The sequence below is a fragment of the Paenibacillus cellulositrophicus genome (assembly GCF_009363095.1).
In the GTDB taxonomy this organism is placed as follows: domain Bacteria; phylum Bacillota; class Bacilli; order Paenibacillales; family Paenibacillaceae; genus Paenibacillus_AQ; species Paenibacillus_AQ favisporus.
Genome location: NZ_CP045295.1, coordinates 2,419,575 through 2,438,360 on the forward strand (window position 1 = coordinate 2,419,575; position 18,786 = coordinate 2,438,360).

Genomic DNA, 18,786 nt, shown 5'->3' on the forward strand with positions numbered 1-18,786 from the left:
CGCACAGGCAGCAGCTGATCATTATGGTCGGCTGCTGTCTTTTAACATCGTATTATTTATGCCCTCCGTTAGCGATCATCCTTTTAAGATTGTTCCAAAACGGGAGCCAATCCCGCCGCCACGACAACCAGCATCTCCTGCACCATCTCCTCCGCCGGGCGATGTTCAGGGTCTCTGCTCCACTGAATGGCTGTCCCCAATATGCCCCAGCTTATGAGGAGAGCCGTGGATTCCACAGCTTTTTTTGCCTCCGGCGCCTTCGCTTCTTCGCTCAGCCATGTGAACAGGAGATGATAGAGTTCTTTATGAATGGCGCTTTCAAACAGCGGTTCATACGGACTGTTCTCCGGAGTACGAATCATATATTGCCGGGTAAGGGCAAGAAAATCAAAAACGATTTGAATCAAAGACCGCAAGCTGCTCATATTGGATATGGAATGATTAGGTAATTCCCTCTCCAGTTTCTTTTGGAATTTTTGCCTCATCCAACACTCCAGGAAAGCATACTTATCTTCGAAATGCGCATAAAATGTGGCCCGATTAACCGTCGCGCGATCGGTAATGTCCTGCACGGAAATGGAGTAAATATTTTTCTTTTGCTCGATCAGCTCCATAAAGGATTGCAGTAATAACTGACGCGTGCGCTTGACGCGGGGATCGTTTGGGTTTACTGGCATGCTATCACTCCTTGGACTTATAACCTAATAAACAACATAATCGTGCAGATGTTGCCTACACAACGAAAACGGCTTGCTGCTGATTGCCTGCATGGCTGAACCAAATTAATATCATTTATACAGTATAGTTTAGCCGAAAATGACGCTTAAACAACACTGTTAATTAGCTGCTCTCTCTAATAAGTTGGGCCAGCCATAACCTATGAAAGGATGAATTGTTCATGATAGTTATTACGACTCCCACCGGTCAAATCGGCCAGCAAGTCCTTGAACGAATCGTTGATAGCGGGAAGCCGATCCGTGTCATTGCCCGGGACCCTTCCCGGCTGCCGCAGCGGGTGCGCGACCGTGTTGAAGTCTTTCAGGGATCACACGATGACCTGGATGTCGTCTCGAAAGCATTCGCAGGTGCAGAGAGTGTTCTTTGGCTGGTGCCTCCGAACCCTCGATCGGGGAACTCCACGGAATACTATTTGAATTTCACCAGACCGGCTTGCCAAGCCATCCAGAGCCTTGGAGTGAAAAGAGTGGTGGGCGTGTCCAGCTTGGGGCGTGGCTTCGGCAGACATGCCGGGATATTAACCGCAGCGTTTGAGATGGACGCTCTCATCGAAAGCACAGGTGTAAGCTATCGCTCACTGCGTATGCCGTACTTTATGGAAAATATGTTCCATGATCTGGAATCCATCAAAAGCCACGGGACGTTCTATATGCCTATGGCTGGAGATCAGGTGCTCCCGCTCTGCGCTACCCGGGATATCGCCTCGACAGCAGCAGCACTCTTGCTTGATGAATCCTGGAGCGGTCAAGACAGTGTCCCGGTCGTCAGCCCCGATTCTTTAACACCCAATGAAATGGCGCATGTCTTGTCTGAAGTGCTCGAGCGTCCGATTCGCTTTCAGCAGGTTTCCATTGCTGAGTATAAAGCTACCCTATCTCGGTTTGGAACGGAGGCTTGGGTCAAGGATTACATGGATATGGTCATTGCCCAAAATGAAGGCATCTACAACGACGATTTACAAAAGGCACAGCCTTCGGACACCAGCTTCCGCACATGGTGTGAAGAGGTGTTCAAGCCGGTTGTACTAGCCCCCTGATGTCCCTTGAAAAATGACCAAAAGAAATCTATGCATGCGAAACCCGGCGTCCAGTGATACCGGGTTTTTATGATGATTATAGAATTTATAAATTTCTGCGAAGCTGAACCATTCTATAATCGCAAGAAAAACTTCAGCTACATGCGGTCTGTCTTCTTTGAAGGTACGTCGATAGACGTTTTTCTTATGGGTTCGGGTGGACGAATTCGTTCAGGCCCCACGTTTTATCTCGAATTTGCCATAGAATACTATTGTTTTCGCCGATGAATCGCCAAACGTTTGACACATCGGAAACAACGTGCTATATTTATCTTAAATTAAAGATTCTTTATAACAAGGAATTGGCGCAAGCCATTTCATTCATGGAAAAACAGTTTTAAGGGAAGCTTAATTATAAGGAGGAATTATCATGAACGGATTAAAAGGAATTCACCACGTGACTGCGATTACGAGCAGCGCGGAAAAAAACTATCAGTTTTTCACCTATGTGCTGGGCATGCGCCTGGTCAAAAAAACGGTAAACCAGGACGACATCCAGACTTATCATTTGTTCTTTGCCGATGACAAAGGAAGCGCGGGAACCGACATGACATTCTTTGATTTTCCCGGCATTCCGAAAGGCGTTCACGGCACCAACGAAATCGCCAAAACGTCGTTCCGCGTTCCGAGCGATGCGGCACTGAGCTACTGGGTGAAGCGCTTTGACCGCCTGAACGTTCAGCATTACGGCATTAAAGAGATGTTTGGTAAAAAGACGCTCTCTTTCGTCGACTTCGACGACCAGCAGTACCAGCTCATTTCCGACGAGCACAACGAGGGTGTTCCTTCCGGAACGCCGTGGGAAAAAGGGCCAATTCCGCTGGAGTACGCCATCACGGGCTTGGGCCCGGTCTTTGTGAGAATCGCCAATTTCGATTATTTCAAAGAAATGCTGGAGAAAGTGTTCGAGTTCAAAGAAATCGGCCAGGAAGGCTCCTACCACCTCTTTGAAGTCGGTGAAGGCGGCAATGGGGCTCAGGTCGTCGTGGAATATAATGCGGTGCTGCCGCCGGCCCGCCAAGGCTTCGGTACGGTGCATCACGCGGCATTCCGCGTCGAGGACCGCTCCGTGCTGGAACAATGGATTACCCGCCTGGACGAATTCGGGTTCTCGACTTCAGGTTACGTGAATCGTCACTTCTTCGAGTCGCTGTATGCCCGGGTGGCGCCGCAAATTCTGTTCGAGCTGGCGACCGACGGCCCTGGCTTTATGGGCGACGAGCCTTACGAAACGCTGGGCGAAAAGCTGTCCCTGCCTCCATTCCTGGAGCCGAAACGCGAGCAGATCGAAAAGCTGGTGCGTCCGATTGACACCGTGCGCAGCACGATTGAATTTACAAAAGAATAAGGCGTTAGTTAAAAAAAGCAGCTCCTGATTTCGGTCAGGAGCTGCTTTTGTAATAGGACAGCAAGGGCTGAAGCAGGCCAAGAAAGCCTTGCTCGTACAGCTTCCGGTACATCAGATGGCGTTCCGAATCAGGTTCGTACACCTTCGCCTCGGGGTAGGTTACGGCAGCAGCCGCTTCGCGAAAGGACGGGTACAGACCGGCCCCGACGGCAGCGGCCAGGGCAGCCCCGAGCAGCGAAGCCTCCGCTGCGCCGGTCATGGTCAGGCGGACGCCTGAGACATCGGCCTTGATCTGCAGCCAGTGGCTGTTCCGGGCTCCGCCGCCGACCACGTGCATCCGCCGGATCGGACTGCCGCCGACCCGTTCGGCGCGCTCCCGCAGCAGCTCCAGCTGATAGGCGTTTCCTTCCAGCACCGCCCGGATCACGTCCCCCTTCTTATGCTTGGCGTCCAAGCCGATGAATGCGGCACGGGCGCCGGGCTCGGGATGGGGGGCGCCGCTTCCGGTCAAATACGGATAATACAAAATGCCGGTGGGCTGCCCGCCCGCCTCATCCAGCAGCCGCATCATATCCGGGTAGGACATGCCGGCATCCGATAAGGCTTCGCGGGCCCACTCCACCGAACCGCCGGACGAAGAATGTCCTCCCATCCAGTACATGCGGCCCGGCACCGGATGAATGCCGAAAGACAAGCCCGATGCATCGTCGGCATCCCCCAGGGGACGCAGGGGGAACGTCCCGACCAGCGTTTCGGCGGTTCCCATCGAATTGTACGTGCTGTCCGGGCCGTCCGGACAGGCCAGCGAGGCGCACACATGGTCATGTCCGGCCAGGACGACCGGGGCTTCGCCGAGGCCCAGTCCGTTCATGGCCGGCAGCACCGTGCCGACCAGCGTTCCCGCCGGCTGAATGGGCGGAAACAGCTGCGGATCCAGCCCGAAGCTGCGGATCAGCGGCTCATTCCAGGCGCGGCTGTCAATCCGGTATGCGTAGGTTCTGGCCGCCAGCGTCTCATCCTCGGCGATCCTGCCGGTCAGCCGGTAAGCGATGTATGACGCGGCGGACAGCCATACGCTTCCGTCAAAGGCGTCCGGGTACGCTTCCCGCAGCCACAGCAGCTTCGGCAGGCCGTGTTTGAACGACGGGCGCAATCCGGTCATGCGGAAGAGCTCCCGTTCATCCACCTCCTGCCTGATCCGCTCCGCCTGCGGTGCCGAGCAGGTTTCGAACCAGGGCAGCATCGGAGTGCGCGCTCTCCCATCCGCTGGATTCAGCAGCAGGCCGCTCTCCGCCATGCTCGTAATCCCGACGGCATCGATCGCTTCGTCCCGCTCTCTAAGACGCTCTACCGCCTGCTGGATCAAACCGGCCGCGGTCTCCCACAGCACATCCGGGTCATAGACAGTGGTACCGGAGGGGCCCTGCGCCTTCGGGTTCGGTGCCGAGACGACAGCCATTTCCGAGCCGTCGTTCCCGAACACCCCTGCTTTGATATGAGTCGTGCCGATATCCAAAGAAAGCAGCATCCCGATTCCTCCTCTCCAAAAAGGGCTCCTCTACGGGAGCCTTATGTATATTTTTTTATATCCCAATCGTAGCATGTAGGATTTGAAGATAACACCCTCCCAGCCCGGGACGTGCATCACACAGCCCCACTGCCCCCAACAGCATACGCTGCCGGGGTATCCAGCATCCGCCTGGGAGAGCAGTCCTTACCAGGACGAGAGTTCCGTCCGCTTCCAGTTGTCTTGGGCAACGCACACATATACGTACTGGTCGTCCCAGGCCATTTGTCCCTGACTGCAAGGCTCGGTGGATGATTTCGGCGTATGCTTCTCACGGATGCGGAGCTTGTCTCCGTTCACATCCAGCTTGGTGTCCGGTTTATCGGTGCCGATTCCGACATTGCCGTCGCTCCGCTGCATCGTCAGCGGGGAATCGACCACTTCGCCGTCGTCGCCATAGCGGACGAATTGGAGGTCGGACCCTGTGTTGCCGCCCTTCTCTTTCGTGCTGTCCGCCCGTACTGCCCATCTCGGTGTCGTTTTGTTGTCTTCGCCGGCAACGCTGAACTGGAGGTCCCGGTTCGACCCGGTTTCGCCCGCAACCCGCAGGATGCCGTTCATCACATTAAAATTGGATGATTGGGTCCGGATTTCGCTGACGTCCATGTCGTAGGGAATTTCCAGCCGCGTGAACAGCTGGTCCGCATATTGACCGTCCGGCGACATCGTCGTCTCAAACGAGAGGTGTTTATGGTCATGCTGCTCGGGGTTATTTGCTTTGTCGTGGGAGATGATGGCGGTCTTGTCCTTCCCTTTTTCGTCGGCCCAGGCAATCGCGGGCTTGGCGCGGTCGGCCGTCCACTGCAGCCGGATCAGGTCGGACTGATGCCCTTCCTCATTAATCCACTTCTTGTCGGTGGACAAAAACAAGCGCTCATTATGCGGAACGACGATTTCGCTGCCGTTCTGTTTCGTTTGATCCAACACGCCATCTGCCGAGCTCAATGTTCGGTCGGTGCATCCGATGCCTACCAAGCAGACGCCCCCAAGTATTATCTTTGCGATCATCGACTTCGATATTTTCATTGCTATCCCTCCGTTATCATTTCATTCGACTTTATTCATGGAATCAGCCAAAAGCTCCGTTTGATCGTATACTAGACCGCACACTGCGTACATCCATTTCATCAAATTTCCCGGAAAAATGATTCTTTTCGTCTATAAAATTTTAAATCCGATGTGCCGATAGCGGTTTTCAAAATAGGTCTTGCTGGTAATATTTTTCTAAAAGTACCAACACACTGCAAATTACCTCAGCTCCTCCTATTTATATGAATTTGTACCTATACGGCAGTCAACGAGTCCAGCGGAGGGTGATCCATAAATCCGGAAGATAAGGAGGCAAGGAAAATACCAATATATTTGCATCAACTTCAATTCTCCATATTCATCGTCCAATCGTTCTCTCATTGTTCAACATATCGTAGAACTATCAAACCAAAGGAGTTGATATGATTGGCACGTATTCTCGATAAAGCCACCTCTCAGCCGCGCCGCAGATTCAGTCTGACAAACGCTTTTACGATTCGGCGTTCACCGGCAAAATCCCGGCTTGCTTCGATCACGTTACGGATTCCGGCGAACGCTCAACCTAATAGGGTAGATTTAGTAGCAACCGTAGGCGTTCGGGGTGTCACAGGTATTGCACAAGTTCTGTTTAGAGTCTTCCGCGATGGAAGAGAGATTTTCAATACGCTGCAAGGCATTGAATCCGTTGGCTCTGAACAAAACTATGTTGTGACGTTCCAAGCGGAAGATCGAAATGTAAGATCGGGTTCCCATGTGTACACGGTTACCGCCGAAAATACAACGGCAAATACAAGAGTCGATGTTGTAGGGCCGATATCGTTCAGTGGTTTAGCCGTTAAAACCAGAACTTAATGTCGCAGCGAAAATAGCAAAAGCAGCTCGTTCGTCATGAGATGAACTGCTGCTTTTCTATTTTTTTCTTCAAAGCCTTCATGCGGCTTTTACGCCGAGACGATTTCGATCTGCACCGCTTGACCGGGCTCCCCGCAAAGAACCTCATAGAAATCACCGGGTTCGCCCCCGATCGGAGTTGCCTCTACCATCAGGCCGTTTGCGGTAACGCTTAAAGGCGCCGTTTTGGAGGCAAACACGAACCGGCCGCCTTCCCGCAAGCGGACGTTGGTTACCTTGCCTACCTCAGTACACCCGGCAACCGCCGCTGGCGAAATGTATTTGTCAGCCAGCCCAACCGGGTTAACGCTGCCCGTAACCGGGACGACCGCATAGAGGGCGCAGCCTCCTTCCTCCAGACGGATCGGGGTCTGCTCGTCGGCACGCATCAGCCAGCCCTTGCCGGCAAAATGGTCGTACACGGCAAATTCCAAGCCGCCGAGTCCCGGCACATCGGCCGGTCCGATCGAACCCATAACCTGAGCAGAATCCCCACTGATATGAAAGGCAGCCACAACCCCTGCGCTGCCCGCCCGGTTCCACAGTTTAAAAGGAACGTGCTCTTCGGCCGGATTCAGCAGCAGGCAGTCCGGGGTCGGATTGGCCGTCTCGTCGCAGCGGATGACGGCGCCGTCTGCATAGATCAAAGGCCAGATGCGCGACGGATCGGTATTTCCCGGAGCGTCACTGATATAGACCGGACCTCCGCTCACCGCGCGCAGCACCGCACTTTGCACGTCGTCGTGGTTTTTGGACCAGTACATATCCCAGTCTCCCCAGTAAAAGGCCCCATGGTAAAAGGAATTGTAGCCGTTCTGCAGCGCATGCTCCGGAAAACCGCGCTTCTCCTGCGGCACAAAATCGTCGCTGTTGCGCGAAACGGCCGACTTCGGCCGGTGCCATATATTTTCGGACGCCATGCCCATGCAGTTGATGATCGTCCCGTCAAAATGCAGCGCAACCGAAGCCTCCAGCGCCTCGTGCGCAGCGGCGGCAGCTTCGCCGATGGGCATACGTCCCTGCAAGTAGTTCAGAACCGCGCTTTGGCTATCCACCTTGACGAAATCGACGCCCTGGCGGCGCAAAAATCCGTGCCAGGCATGCCAGAAGGCAAAGCCTTTGCCGGCTTCCGGATAAGGGATGAGATTGCCCCGGGGCACCCGGTACAGATGGTCCGCATACGTTCTGGCGATCGGGCTGTCCTCCAGAATGCCGCCCCAGTAACCGGCGATGGTGTGCCATACCCCGACGTGGCGGATGCCATACCGTTCCTTCAGTGCATGCACGGCACGCTTCAAACCGCCGGGAAATTTGACGGGATCCGCTTCAAAGGAAGACAGCTTGCCCGCAGAAATATCGGACCAGCCGTCGTCGATCATCACCCAGCCGACCGGCAGCCCAAGCTGCTGCAGCTCGGCGGCTTTGGCCAGCAGCCCTTCTTCGCTGACCTGATGGTAAAAAGCATCCCAGCTGCACCAACCGAGCTTGTCCAGCATCGCCGGAAACGGCTTCTGTTCCCTCGGCAGCGTCGGATAATCCAGCTCTTTCAGCGCGGAAGCTACATTGCGCTTGACGAGATCGTATGGATCGCTCCCGGCCGCAAAGGCAAACACCAGCGCTTCACAGCGGGTATGCCCTTCCTCATAAGCGGATAATCGAAGCGTAATCCCTTCCTCGGATCCGGCGGCATCCGCACGCCACACCGGTCCCGTCACCGGAAGCAGGTGGCCGTATTTGCCTGCTGTCTTCCACAGCAATGACTGCATTTTCTCCGGCAAACCGGCCAGATCGGTGCTAAAATGAGGGCGGGTCCACCAGTCCTTATGCTGGTAGTTGGCCATCAGCCCCTCGATCTGCCCAACGGGCCGCAGCGTCAGCATGACCGCATGCTCCCCTGCGAACGAGCGCTGCTTGCCGAAATCATTTTCATTGGCGATGCCGGCTTCCACGGATACCAGCATCGTGCCGCCTGCCTTCTCGCGCACAAAAATCCGGGCTTGAATGGACTCATCTTCGCTTCGGTAGTGAAACCGGGTCTCTTCAAAAATCTCCTTTTCCGTCGAACCTTTCTCTGTTTCTGACCCTGTCAGCTGCAGCCGAACCGCTTCCGTCCCCGATTGAAGCCGAACGGAAAGGCCAAACGGCCAGAGCAGAGCTTTCTCTACGCCGTCCGCCCCAAGGTTTTCACTGGATTGAAACGCACCTTGCCCTTCGATACTCATCAACGATTCCCCCTGCTGCTCCCAAAATGACGAACATGCCATCTTCCAACTATCCATACGACAAAGGCCTGAGGGCTGTGCACTTCCATGCCTTCAGGACACGAATCCTGTATCACAACGTTGTGATGAACCTGTTATCATATATTAAAAGTTCGCCGGATCCACCTTCGGTTTCCCGGATCCGTTATTCCCTCGTTCATGCTCCCCCAGCGCGTGAAGCGCAACGGACAAGCTGGCCGCATCCCCGACATGCTCGCCGAGCTCCGACGGCAGAATCCGGCAGGCCGCGAGCGTCCCCGGCAGCGCTTCACGCCGCAGCTCCTCCAGCACGAGCGGCCGGAGCACCTGCTCCTGGCGCGCATAGATGCTGCCGATTACGATCCGCTCCGGATTGAGCGTATCGACGAGGACGGCCAGGCCCCGGCCGAGCTTGCGGCCGATGATGCCCACCGCATGGCGCGCCAGCGCCTCCCCGGCGGCGGCCGCCTCAAACACGTCCTTCGCCGTCCATGCAGCCTCCCCGCTCCCTCCGGATTGCGGGGCCATCCCTCCGGCGCCGGCGGAGGATTGCGCGGCAGTCTCTGCCGCCGCTTCCTTCAAACCGGCAAACAGGCGGGCAATGCCCCCGCCGCTGCAAAAGCCCTCAAAAGAGCCGGCCTTGCCGTAGCCGACCGGCCCCTCCTCCGCCAGGCGGATATGGCCGACCTCACCGGCCATGTCACTTGTGCCGGCATACAGCGCTCCGTTCAGGATCAGACCCGCACCCATTCCTGTCCCGAAGGTCAGGAAGATCATGCTGGACGCGCCGCGCCCGGCCCCCCACCGCCATTCGGCGAGGGCGCAGGCGTTGGCGTCGTTTTGGAGCGCGGCGGGTACGCCGAAGCGCTCCCGGAGCGGCGTGAGGACGTCGATGCCGTCCCAGCCGGGCAGGTTCGGCGGGGAGAGAATTAGTCCCCGCCGGCTGTCAAGCGGGCCGCCGCAACTGACGCCGACGGCCGCAAGCGGCTCGCCCCCGCCGGCCGAAGCGGCCAGGCCGGCCAGCTCGTCGCACAGCGACGCCAGCGCTTCCTCCGGCGTGTCCGGCGTCGGGAAGCTGCGCTTGCCCACGATTTCGATCCGGTCGCCTTCCGCCCTGCCAAGCACGGCTGCGCACTTCGTTCCGCCGATATCGAGGCCTCCCAGCAGCGTGCTCATGCGAAAAATTTCTCCTCCAGCATCATGCACAGTGTATGGTAAATCGGCAGATGCCTTTCCTGGATATCCGGCGTGCCGTCGTAAGGAACGCAGACGGCAATGTCGCACAGCTCCTTCAGGCGTCCGCCGGTGCGGCCGGTCAGGCCGATCGTGGTCATCCCGAGGGATTTGGCCACCTGAACGGCACGAACCACATTCGCCGAGTTGCCGGACGTGCTGAACACGACCAGCGTATCCTCCGGCCGGCCATAGCCGTACACCTGCTGGGCCACCGCCATATCGGCGGCAACGTCGTTGATGAACGCGGTCGACAGGCCGCTCTGGCTGACGAGAGAGATGGCCGGCAGCGCACCCTGCAGCCGGTCGGCGATATAAGCGCCTTCCTCGCCGTGAATGAGCATCTTATCGCGTTCGGCCGGCGGCAAAGTCCGCTTCAGCATAAATCCCTTCATCAGCTCGCCCACGACATGCTCGCAGTCGGCGGCGCTGCCGCCGTTGCCGGCGAGGAGCATTTTGCCTCCCCGGCGAAAAGAAGCCTCCATCGCCTCGTACGCCTGCCAAACCGCGTCCCGGCACGGCTGAAGATCCGGATATTTCGCAAACAGCTGCTCAAAGATCGCGCTCATCGCAGTCACTCTCCCCATGGATGTTCATTCCCTTCAAATGTTCGATGGCTTTGACGATAAACTCAGGGCTGCCGAAGCTGCCCGATTTCAACACCAGCAGACGCGCCTTGCCGTCCAGCGACATGCAGGAGGGCAGCCCCGGCTCAATCTCTTCCAGCACCCGCAGCCCGGTGACGCCCAGCCGGCCGCATACGGCAGCAGAGGTTTCCCCGCCGGCGATGACGACCCGGCGCTGACCGGTACGCACCGCGACATCGGCTACAGCGCCGGCCAGCTCATCCGAGACGATGCGTGAGAGCACCGTACCCGACAGGCCGAGCTCCTCCGCCCGCTTGCGGGTCGCTGCCAGCTTGCCAGCATCGTTCGATGCATGGATCAGCACATCGCGTCCGGCTGCCAGCTTCGCGCCGGCCCGCCGCACGACATCGGCGATGTGCCCGTTCTTACGTGTCGGTTCCAGCAGAAGCAAAGAATCGAGCTCGATGATCGTTACACCCGCCTCCCGGGCGCAAGCAATCTGCGCCGCGGTTTGCGGCATCAGGCTGCCTGCCGCGAGCAGCACCCCTTCGCCCCGTGTGGCATTACCGGCTGAGCCTGCGTTGTCCTGTGAGGCGTCTGCATCTTTGCTCAGTAACCCGCTATTTTCAATAAGGTAAGCAGCCGCCCTATCAACTTGCCCGCCATCCGGCCCGGTCCCGGCAGAGGCCAAGTTCTTCCCTGTTCGTTCTTCTTCATCTGCTCCCAGGTCAGCCCTTTTGTACAGCGCCCCATTTTCCACAGGCCCGGTAGTGGATCGATCTGAGCTTTCCCGGTCCACATCCGCACGCTTCAGCAGCGGCGCGAGCTCCTCATAGAGGCCGGAACTGCCGCACAGCAGCGGCTCATCCAGTACCGCCTCGGCGATGATTCGCAGCGACTGCTGATCGCGGACGTCGAGAATCAGGTAGGCACATTCGCCCCGCATCCGGTTGATTTCCCCGCGTAGAACTTCGGCGCCCTGCTCCACCACGCCGATCGGCAGCATCGCCACCTTCCGCTCCGTCTGCGCCTGCAGGATCGCCGTCAGCTCCGACTCCTGCATCGGATGTACCGGATCATGCCGGAATTCGGATTCGGCCAGCGGCTTGCCGTGAACGTAATGGACGCCGTCCAACGTGACGCGGCCGTTCTTCGGAAATCCGAGCACGACAACCGCGAACGCGGCGGGCACCGCATCCAGCATGGCGTCGAATTCCGCTCCGATGTTGCCGCGGAAGACCGAACACGTTTTGTTGACCAGCCGTGTGCATCCAGCGGCGCGCAGGGCGACGGTAGCCGTGTACACCTTGGCGTAAGCCTGATCCGCGGTATCGAGCCGCGAGTTCGTGTCCACCACGAGCACATCCGGCTGCGGATCCGGCAGACCGTGCCGGAGCTCATCCGCCGGATACACATGCGACGTCAAGCCCGCCTTGGCGAACATGATGCCGATGTCGTTCGCCCCGGTAATGTCGTCGGCAATGACGCCGATCATCCGTCCCACCTCCTCCGCGGCCGGTAGCCGGAGCGCTCCAGGAAGTCCTGCCGGACCGGATCCGGCAGCTCCTGCAGACGTACGCCCGCATTCCCGGATTCAATCACCATCCGGCAGGCCATTTCGAGCGTCTGCAGCGCCATCCGCGCTTCCTTGATGCTGGTGTCATAGACCAGTACCCCGTGGTGCTCCAGCAGCAGCACATTGGCCTGTTTCGCCTTCTCCCTGACCGCTTCCCCCAGATCCAGCGAGCCGGGATGGGCGTACCGGACGCGTTCCACACGCTCCAGGTAGTACATCGTCTCCACAAACAAGCCAGAGGGAAGCGGAATATCGGCGCAGGCGAACAGCGTGCTGTAAAAAGGTGACGCATGCAGCACTGCCCCGACGTCAGGCCGCAGGTCATACACGGCCTGGTGCATCGGCACTTCCTTGGACGGCTTGGGCCCGGCAGCTGCCGGCGCCTCTCTGCCGTCCAGAACGCACTCGGCGAAATCTCCTTCGCCCAGTTCTCCCAGAAACGTCCCCGTGGCCGTGATCAGGAAGCTTGAATCATCCAGCCTGGCGCTGATGTTGCCCGCATTGCCCCAGGCGAGCCCCGTGTCCATCATAAATTTCCCGGCCGCCTGCAGCTCGGCAGCCGTCTCTTCGCGGCGGCCCATATTACAGATCCCACTCCAGAAGGCTGGTTTCTGTCACGGGAAGGCTTTTGTCCGCCGGCACGCGGAACGTTTTGATTTCCGAGGGCTTGAAATCGGCACGGATGCTGCGCTCCCATTTCGGGAGACTGATTTCGGCCGTCGTCGCCTTTTTGTCCGTCTCATACACGCGCAGGATCAGATCATCGTTATCCTCCGCTTTTTTCACAGCGCTGACGATGATGTTGTCCCGGTCCACCGACAGGTACGAATCCGTCTGCGGCAGCTTTCCTTCGTGATACGTTTCAATGATGGCTACCGGCTTGCAGTTCAGCTCCGCGGCCCGGCGCACGGTGCCTGCCTGCTCCCAGCCCTCTTCATGAGGAAGAAGCGAATAGTTGAACTGCTGAATGCCCTGGTCGGTAAAGGCATACTCACCGTCCGCCTCCGGCACGTAAGGATCGTGATGGGCGTAAATCGGGCTGCGCAGCACGGTCAGAGCCAGCTCCTTGTTGTGGATGCTGTAGCTGTACTTGGCGTCATTCATCAGGCTCAGCCCGTACACGCGGTTCGATCCCGGAACGATCCCCGTATAGTCCACCCAGCTCTGGCCCGGCTCTTCCTCGCCGTTATGCTCGCGCTCGATCGTTCCGTAAGGAATTTCGTACGTATGCCGGCTGAAGACACAGTTGACCGGGAAGACGAGCTTCAGCATTTTGAACTTTTCCCGCCAGTCCACGGTCACGCGAACGTCGATTTGGTCCCGGTCCGGATACATCGCAAAATCCTGCACCAGCCGCGAGCTGCCGTATTCGCTTACTACGCGGATGACCGATTTGACCGGCCCGTGCTCGATGCGCAGCACTCTCACCGCCTTGAACTGCCCTGCCGTCCGGTTAAAATGCAGCATGTCGTGGCTCCACGTATCCGAGGTGTCGTCGATGATGACCGGCCGTGCCCCTTCGCCCCGCAGCACCTCATGATCCAGCTTCTTGTCCCGCAGGCTTTTGATAAAGCCCGTGTCCTTGTCGAACTCCAGCCGCAGGCGGCTGTTTTCCAAGACGAGATCGCTGGCCGTGATCGGCTCCCCGACCGGCTTCAGCGATGCCGATTCCAGGAACAGCTTGTAGACCCGGTATCCGAGCGGCGGCAGTTCGGCCATAAAACTCAGACGGTAGCGGCCTCTGGCCGCGGCCTGCGACTTGACGGTCTGGAACGGCACCGGCTTGCCGGTATCGTCTACCAGCACGCTGTTGTCCTTGATTCCGCCAATCTCCAGCTCGACGTTCACTTTGCTGGACCAGGCGTGCGGGTTGAACACGACGATCGGGCGCATCGTTTCATCCTGCTCGATGCCGATGTTCCAGGACAGCGACTGCACCGCATAGTTCAGCGAGCGGTCGGCGATCGCCATCGCCTCTCCGAACAAATATCTCGCGTCCTCATACGCCGGTTCCAGGCTCGTTCCGGCTAGGATGTCATGGAACTGGTTGAACAGCACGTTTTTCCAGGCGCGCGTGAATTCCTCAGGATACGGCTGCCCGGTGATCCATGAAGCGAGCGCGGAGAACTTCTCCGCCGCAATCAGCCGGTTCTCCGCCTGGCGGTTCCACTGTTTGATGCCGGAATGCGCGGCATAACAGCCGCTGGCGTGATGCTGCAGGTCGTCGTGCACAACCGGAAAATCAAGTCCGGAAGCTTCCATGTCCTTGAAGTACCGGTCAGGCGTAGCGAACTCGAGCTTCGGCAGATCCGGCTCCTCGTTCAGGCGCCGAATGCTCTCGATATTTTCCTTGGTCGGCCCGCCCCCGTGGTTGCCCACGCCGTAGAACAGCATCAAGTCGTTCAGCGGTTCCTTGAACTCGCCGAGGCAGCGACGCACGTGATTTTCCAGATCTTTGCCCCAAGACAGGTACTCGAACATAATGCGGAACGTCAGCACCTTGGACCCGTCGTCGGACTGCCACCAGAAGAGCCGGCTGGGCAGGCCTTTTTCGTTCGGCATCGGGCGCATCATCACGTAGTAGTCCATCCCGCTCTTTTTTAAAATTTGCGGGAGCATGGCGTTGTGGCCAAAGCTGTCGACGTTGTAGCCGACTTTGGCGGTCACCCCGAACTGTTCTTTAAAATAACGCTGGCCGTACAAGCCCTGGCGAACGAAGGATTCGCCCCCCGGAATGTTGCAGTCGGGCTGGATCCACCAGCCGCCGACGATGTTCCACCGGCCTTCCTTGACGCGTGCGCGGATTTCCTCGAACATGGCGGGCTCGTTGTTTTCGATCCACTCGTACATGGCCGCCGAGCTGGACGTAAAAATAAAATCCTCCGATTCCTTCATCCGGTCGAGGGCCGAGCGGAAGGTCGCTTTTGCTTCCTGGAAGCCCTCCTGCCACTGCCACAGCCACACCGGGTCGAGATGTGCATTGCCGATCATGTACAGCTTTTTGTCCTTCATACGTGGTTCAGCTCCAATCCATGGTTACTTGGGTGTAAGGATCCATCCGGTTTATTGGAAAAAGCGTCCGGCCTTTCCGGCGCTCAGCACGAAATCCTTCATCTTGTTCATGACCGTCTGCTTGACGGCTTCGCGGCCGGCAGCCAGCTGATCCGGCGCCAGTGCCCGGCACTCCGCATCCGTCATCCGCTCTTCCCGGCCCAGTGCTGCCAGCAGCGACAGTTCCAGGTCGGTCGCGATATTCACTTTGCTGACGCCGCCCCCGTTCAGGGTGAACGCCTGCTGCATCATGTCGGCCGGAACGCCCGAACCGCCGTGCAGCACCAGATGCACCGGGGTCAACGCCCGGATCGCCTTCAGGCGCGCATAGTCGACCTTCGGCTGCTTCACGTTGTAGACGCCATGCGCGGTGCCGCACGATACCGCCAGCGCGTCCACGCCGGTCAGCCGAACGAACTCCGCCGCCTCATCGGGATCGGTGTACAGCTCTTCGTCGGTTTCCGTCTCGACGAAATCGGTCGTACCGATCATGCCGAGCTCAGCTTCAACCGAGACGCCTCTGGCATGGGCGTAGTCGGCCGCTTCTTTGGACTCGCGGACGTTGTCCTCGAACGGCTTTTCCGACGCGTCGATCATGACGGAGGTAAAGCCCGCTTCGATGGCCTCGGCGATGACCGCCATGTCCTTCGTGTGGTCCAGGTGAAGCACCACCGGAACGGTGATCTGCTGCTTCTCCAGCTGGTGGTAGAACTCCTCCGCAAATGCCTTCGGCGTAATGCCGTACCGGATCAGCTCCTTCTGCGAAATCTGGACGATCAGCGGCGAATCTGCCTCCTGCCCTGCCGCCAGAACGGCGGCGATCATGGACGTATAACGCGGTGAAAACGAACCGATCGCGTACTTTCCGGCTTCGGCGGCTTCAAGGGCCTGCTTCAGCGTCAGGACGTTGGACCGGCCCGCAGCTCCTGCTTGGGTCGTCATAGGGTAAAATCTCCTCTCGCTACTCTCTTGTAAATGTGAAAAATGGACCTTGCTTCCGTCCATTAAGTCTGTTCTTCAGTGAAGTCTATTCTATAGTTAAATCTGTTCAGTGAAGTCTGCTCAGCTCATTCTGTTCGCCGACAATTGCTCACGTACGCGCCCCATTCCGAAGGCAGGGCTGGTCAGAAAGCGGCTCCGTTCCTCCGGGGGCAGGCCTTCCACCGCCCGCGCCATCGAGGCCTGAGCCAATACGACGATGTCGGCCGACCTGGCCATCCGGGCCAGCGTCTCGGCCAGCAGGCGCTCGTACGCGGAAGAGATCACCTCCGGCACCAGCCGGACTTCTCTTCCGAGCCGCTCTGCCTGCTGCTGCAGCAGCCGCTGCGTCGGCCCGAGCGTCGTGGCCAGCGTGGCCGCCACGCCGATGGTGCCGGCGGAGCGCACCGCATGCTCCGCCATCGCTTCGTCGATGCGCACGATCGGCACCGCGATCTCCGGCTGTACGGCAGCGCACAGCTCTCCGATGGAAGAGCAGGCGTTCAGGATGCAGTCCGCGCCCTGCTGCTCCGCAATGTGCGCATACTGCCTCCACCGCCCGGCGATGGCTTCCACCCGCCCGCCGTTCTCTGCGAGCTCCGGCAGGATCGAGTCGTCCACCAAATTGATGACGCGGAGGCCGGGCATCAACTGCTGTGCCAGGTCCCTTAAAGGATCGACCGTGACCGGGGTCGTATGAATGACCGCCAGTTTGAAGCTTCCCCATTCCTGCGGCTGGCGCGTTGTACTTGTATCGACTATATCCATGTCCATCGCAAGTTCACCCTTTCCTCATTTCGCTAAGCGCCGACCGGACATCGGGATAATATCCGGCCGCCGCTGCGCCGTACACGGCCGCTCCATAGGCCGCTTCCTCCTCCCCGGGCGAAAGCTCAAGCGCCAGCCTGAGCTTCGCTTCCAGCATCTCTCGGAGGAGAGGGTTCCGGCGGATGCCGTTGCCCGAACCCGCCGCAGCCGAGATGCTGCCGCGCAGCCCCGCCGGCAGCGCGCCGACGTACTGCATCAGCTCGTCGGCCATGCCCTTCAGGAAGCCTGCGGCCAGATGGCCGGGCGTGAAATTGTCCGGCCCGATGCCGCGGATGGAACCCCGAAGGCCCGGATCCTGCCGGGTTCCGTAAAACTGGGTCTGCACTTGAAGCGGCTCATCCCCACTCTGAAGCGCCTCCCGGGCCCATTCATTCATCCGCGCGTAGATCTCGCCTTCATCCGGAGACGTGCCGAAGGCTCTTCCGACCTCTTGAAAGAACGCCAGCAGCATGGCGTAGGACTTGCCCCCGCTAAGGGGGGCACCTACCAGCAGCGAGCCTCCTCCCGGAAACGGTCGGATTTCAAGGCCGGCCGCAGCATCCAACTCCTCCGGAGACACGTCGTTGTCCGTGTAAATGGAAATTTGCGAGCCGGTTCCGACGTTGACGAGCAGCGTCCGCTCCAGCTGCGATACCGAACCGAGGAAGCTCGCCTGGTTGTCGCCGATCGCGCATGCTACGGGCTTGCCGTCCGGCGTTCTACCGGCCGGCTCCGTGCCCTGGCATACGGGCGGCAGAATGGATACATCCATCCCGGCCCGCCGCAGCGCTCCTTCATCAAAGCAGTGCCGGCTCGCCGAGAACAATCCGATCCCGGCCGCGTTGGATGGATCCATGAGCGGTTTGGCGGCGCCCGTCAGCTGCATAGCCACGTAATCGCCGATCGTACATAAGTAAACCGCATCTTTGGGAACGTTCCCGTTTTTCACATGATGAAAGTGGGTCACCAGTCCATAGCCGCTGGCTGACGGATAACCCGTACGTTCCCGAAGATACCGTGCGTAAGAAACATCCCGGTCCTCCATCCGCTCGTCTCCCCGCCCATCCTGCCAGGTGTAGAGCGGGCTGACGCTTTGGCCATCCCCGTTGACATAAAGAATGCCGTGCATCTGGCAGGAAATTCCGACCGCGGCAACGTCCGGCCATTCCTCTTGGCACTCCGCAAGCAACCCTCGGACTTGCTCCATAATCCGCTGCGGATCCTGCAGCCGTTCCCAGTTGTGCTCCCCACGAACCGAAGCATCGTTCGCACATGTTGCCACGCGCACCGCCCGGCCTGACGCAGCCGAAATCAGCACGGCGCTGATCGATGTCGTTCCGATATCAATTCCTGCAAATAACATACGTTGTCCCCTCCCGTATTCGTCCTGCATCTCATCTCGCCTAAGCGATTTCATGGATTTCCTTATTCTTTTTCGAGGGCATAAAGCTAGGCACCTTCAAGCCATCCGCTTTTGCGTTATGAAATCCTTGGCTCGCTGGAAGGCGATTTCGATAGGATGAAGAACGTCTACCGGCGTATTTTCATAAGGAACAGACAGCGTTTCTTTGTCTCCAGCTACCAGCTTTCGGTTTTCGATCCCTTGGTCTTCGAATCTGTTCTCGATCCATCAGACTTTAGATCTGCTTTGATCCTTCAATCTTCG

The 18,786-nt window shown here is 58.3% G+C and carries 15 protein-coding genes; 3 read left to right on the forward strand and 12 right to left on the reverse strand.

Annotation, left to right across the window (positions count from 1 at the left end):
* Window positions 1-83 precede the first annotated feature (83 nt).
* The gene (locus tag GCU45_RS10950) at window positions 84-677 is read right to left on the reverse strand and encodes a TetR/AcrR family transcriptional regulator (protein ID WP_152398942.1); all 594 of its coding nucleotides are present in this window, start codon (window positions 675-677) and stop codon (window positions 84-86) included.
* Between the two features lie 221 nt (window positions 678-898).
* Between GCU45_RS10950 and GCU45_RS10955 the strand changes: the two genes are divergently transcribed.
* Together GCU45_RS10955 and GCU45_RS10960 are read left to right on the forward strand one after the other, a co-directional pair.
* Complete coding sequence (locus tag GCU45_RS10955) at window positions 899-1,774, forward strand: NmrA family NAD(P)-binding protein (RefSeq protein WP_152398943.1); 876 nt, start codon at window positions 899-901, stop codon at window positions 1,772-1,774.
* 409 nt (window positions 1,775-2,183) lie between these two features.
* Window positions 2,184-3,161 (forward strand): ring-cleaving dioxygenase, encoded by a 978-nt coding sequence (locus GCU45_RS10960; RefSeq protein ID WP_152398944.1) that lies wholly within the window; start codon window positions 2,184-2,186, stop codon window positions 3,159-3,161.
* Window positions 3,162-3,195: 34 nt separating this feature from the next.
* Here GCU45_RS10960 and GCU45_RS10965 read toward each other — a convergent pair whose 3' ends face one another.
* Together GCU45_RS10965 and GCU45_RS10970 are read right to left on the reverse strand one after the other, a co-directional pair.
* Window positions 3,196-4,689: an FGGY-family carbohydrate kinase gene (locus tag GCU45_RS10965; protein ID WP_152398945.1), complete on the reverse strand. Its 1,494-nt coding sequence runs from the start codon at window positions 4,687-4,689 to the stop codon at window positions 3,196-3,198.
* A 186-nt stretch (window positions 4,690-4,875) separates the two neighbouring features.
* The gene (locus GCU45_RS10970) at window positions 4,876-5,754 is read right to left on the reverse strand and encodes a hypothetical protein (RefSeq protein ID WP_152398946.1); all 879 of its coding nucleotides are present in this window, start codon (window positions 5,752-5,754) and stop codon (window positions 4,876-4,878) included.
* A gap of 429 nt (window positions 5,755-6,183) precedes the next feature.
* On the opposite strand from GCU45_RS10970, the gene GCU45_RS10975 reads away from it, so the two are divergent.
* Window positions 6,184-6,609: an exosporium protein C gene (locus GCU45_RS10975; RefSeq protein ID WP_152398947.1), complete on the forward strand. Its 426-nt coding sequence runs from the start codon at window positions 6,184-6,186 to the stop codon at window positions 6,607-6,609.
* An 89-nt stretch (window positions 6,610-6,698) separates the two neighbouring features.
* On the opposite strand, the gene GCU45_RS10980 is transcribed toward GCU45_RS10975, so the two are convergent.
* From GCU45_RS10980 to GCU45_RS11020, 9 genes are all read right to left on the reverse strand, one after another.
* On the reverse strand, window positions 6,699-8,870 hold the full coding sequence (locus tag GCU45_RS10980; RefSeq protein WP_167527115.1) for a Sip1-related alpha-galactosidase: 2,172 nt from the start codon (window positions 8,868-8,870) through the stop codon (window positions 6,699-6,701).
* 144 nt (window positions 8,871-9,014) lie between these two features.
* Entirely contained in the window at window positions 9,015-10,094 is a 1,080-nt protein-coding gene (locus tag GCU45_RS10985; RefSeq protein ID WP_244364519.1) for an ROK family protein, read from the reverse strand.
* On the reverse strand, window positions 10,061-10,690 hold the full coding sequence (locus tag GCU45_RS10990) for a D-sedoheptulose-7-phosphate isomerase (RefSeq protein WP_152398949.1): 630 nt from the start codon (window positions 10,688-10,690) through the stop codon (window positions 10,061-10,063). Before GCU45_RS10990 ends, GCU45_RS10985 begins: the two co-directional genes overlap by 34 nt.
* Complete coding sequence (locus GCU45_RS10995; RefSeq protein ID WP_152398950.1) at window positions 10,674-12,203, reverse strand: four-carbon acid sugar kinase family protein; 1,530 nt, start codon at window positions 12,201-12,203, stop codon at window positions 10,674-10,676. Before GCU45_RS10995 ends, GCU45_RS10990 begins: the two co-directional genes overlap by 17 nt.
* Complete coding sequence (locus GCU45_RS11000) at window positions 12,200-12,865, reverse strand: class II aldolase/adducin family protein (protein ID WP_152398951.1); 666 nt, start codon at window positions 12,863-12,865, stop codon at window positions 12,200-12,202. The genes GCU45_RS10995 and GCU45_RS11000 overlap by 4 nt, the downstream gene beginning before the upstream one ends.
* Window position 12,866: 1 nt before the next feature.
* Window positions 12,867-15,296, reverse strand: a complete 2,430-nt coding sequence (locus GCU45_RS11005) for an alpha-mannosidase (protein ID WP_152398952.1) — start codon at window positions 15,294-15,296, stop codon at window positions 12,867-12,869.
* 51 nt (window positions 15,297-15,347) lie between these two features.
* Window positions 15,348-16,277: a class II fructose-bisphosphate aldolase gene (locus tag GCU45_RS11010; RefSeq protein WP_152398953.1), complete on the reverse strand. Its 930-nt coding sequence runs from the start codon at window positions 16,275-16,277 to the stop codon at window positions 15,348-15,350.
* A gap of 120 nt (window positions 16,278-16,397) precedes the next feature.
* Entirely contained in the window at window positions 16,398-17,087 is a 690-nt protein-coding gene (locus GCU45_RS11015; RefSeq protein ID WP_152398954.1) for an aspartate/glutamate racemase family protein, read from the reverse strand.
* Between the two features lie 7 nt (window positions 17,088-17,094).
* Window positions 17,095-18,483: a sedoheptulokinase gene (locus GCU45_RS11020; protein ID WP_167527116.1), complete on the reverse strand. Its 1,389-nt coding sequence runs from the start codon at window positions 18,481-18,483 to the stop codon at window positions 17,095-17,097.
* Between the last annotated feature and the right edge of the window lie 303 nt (window positions 18,484-18,786).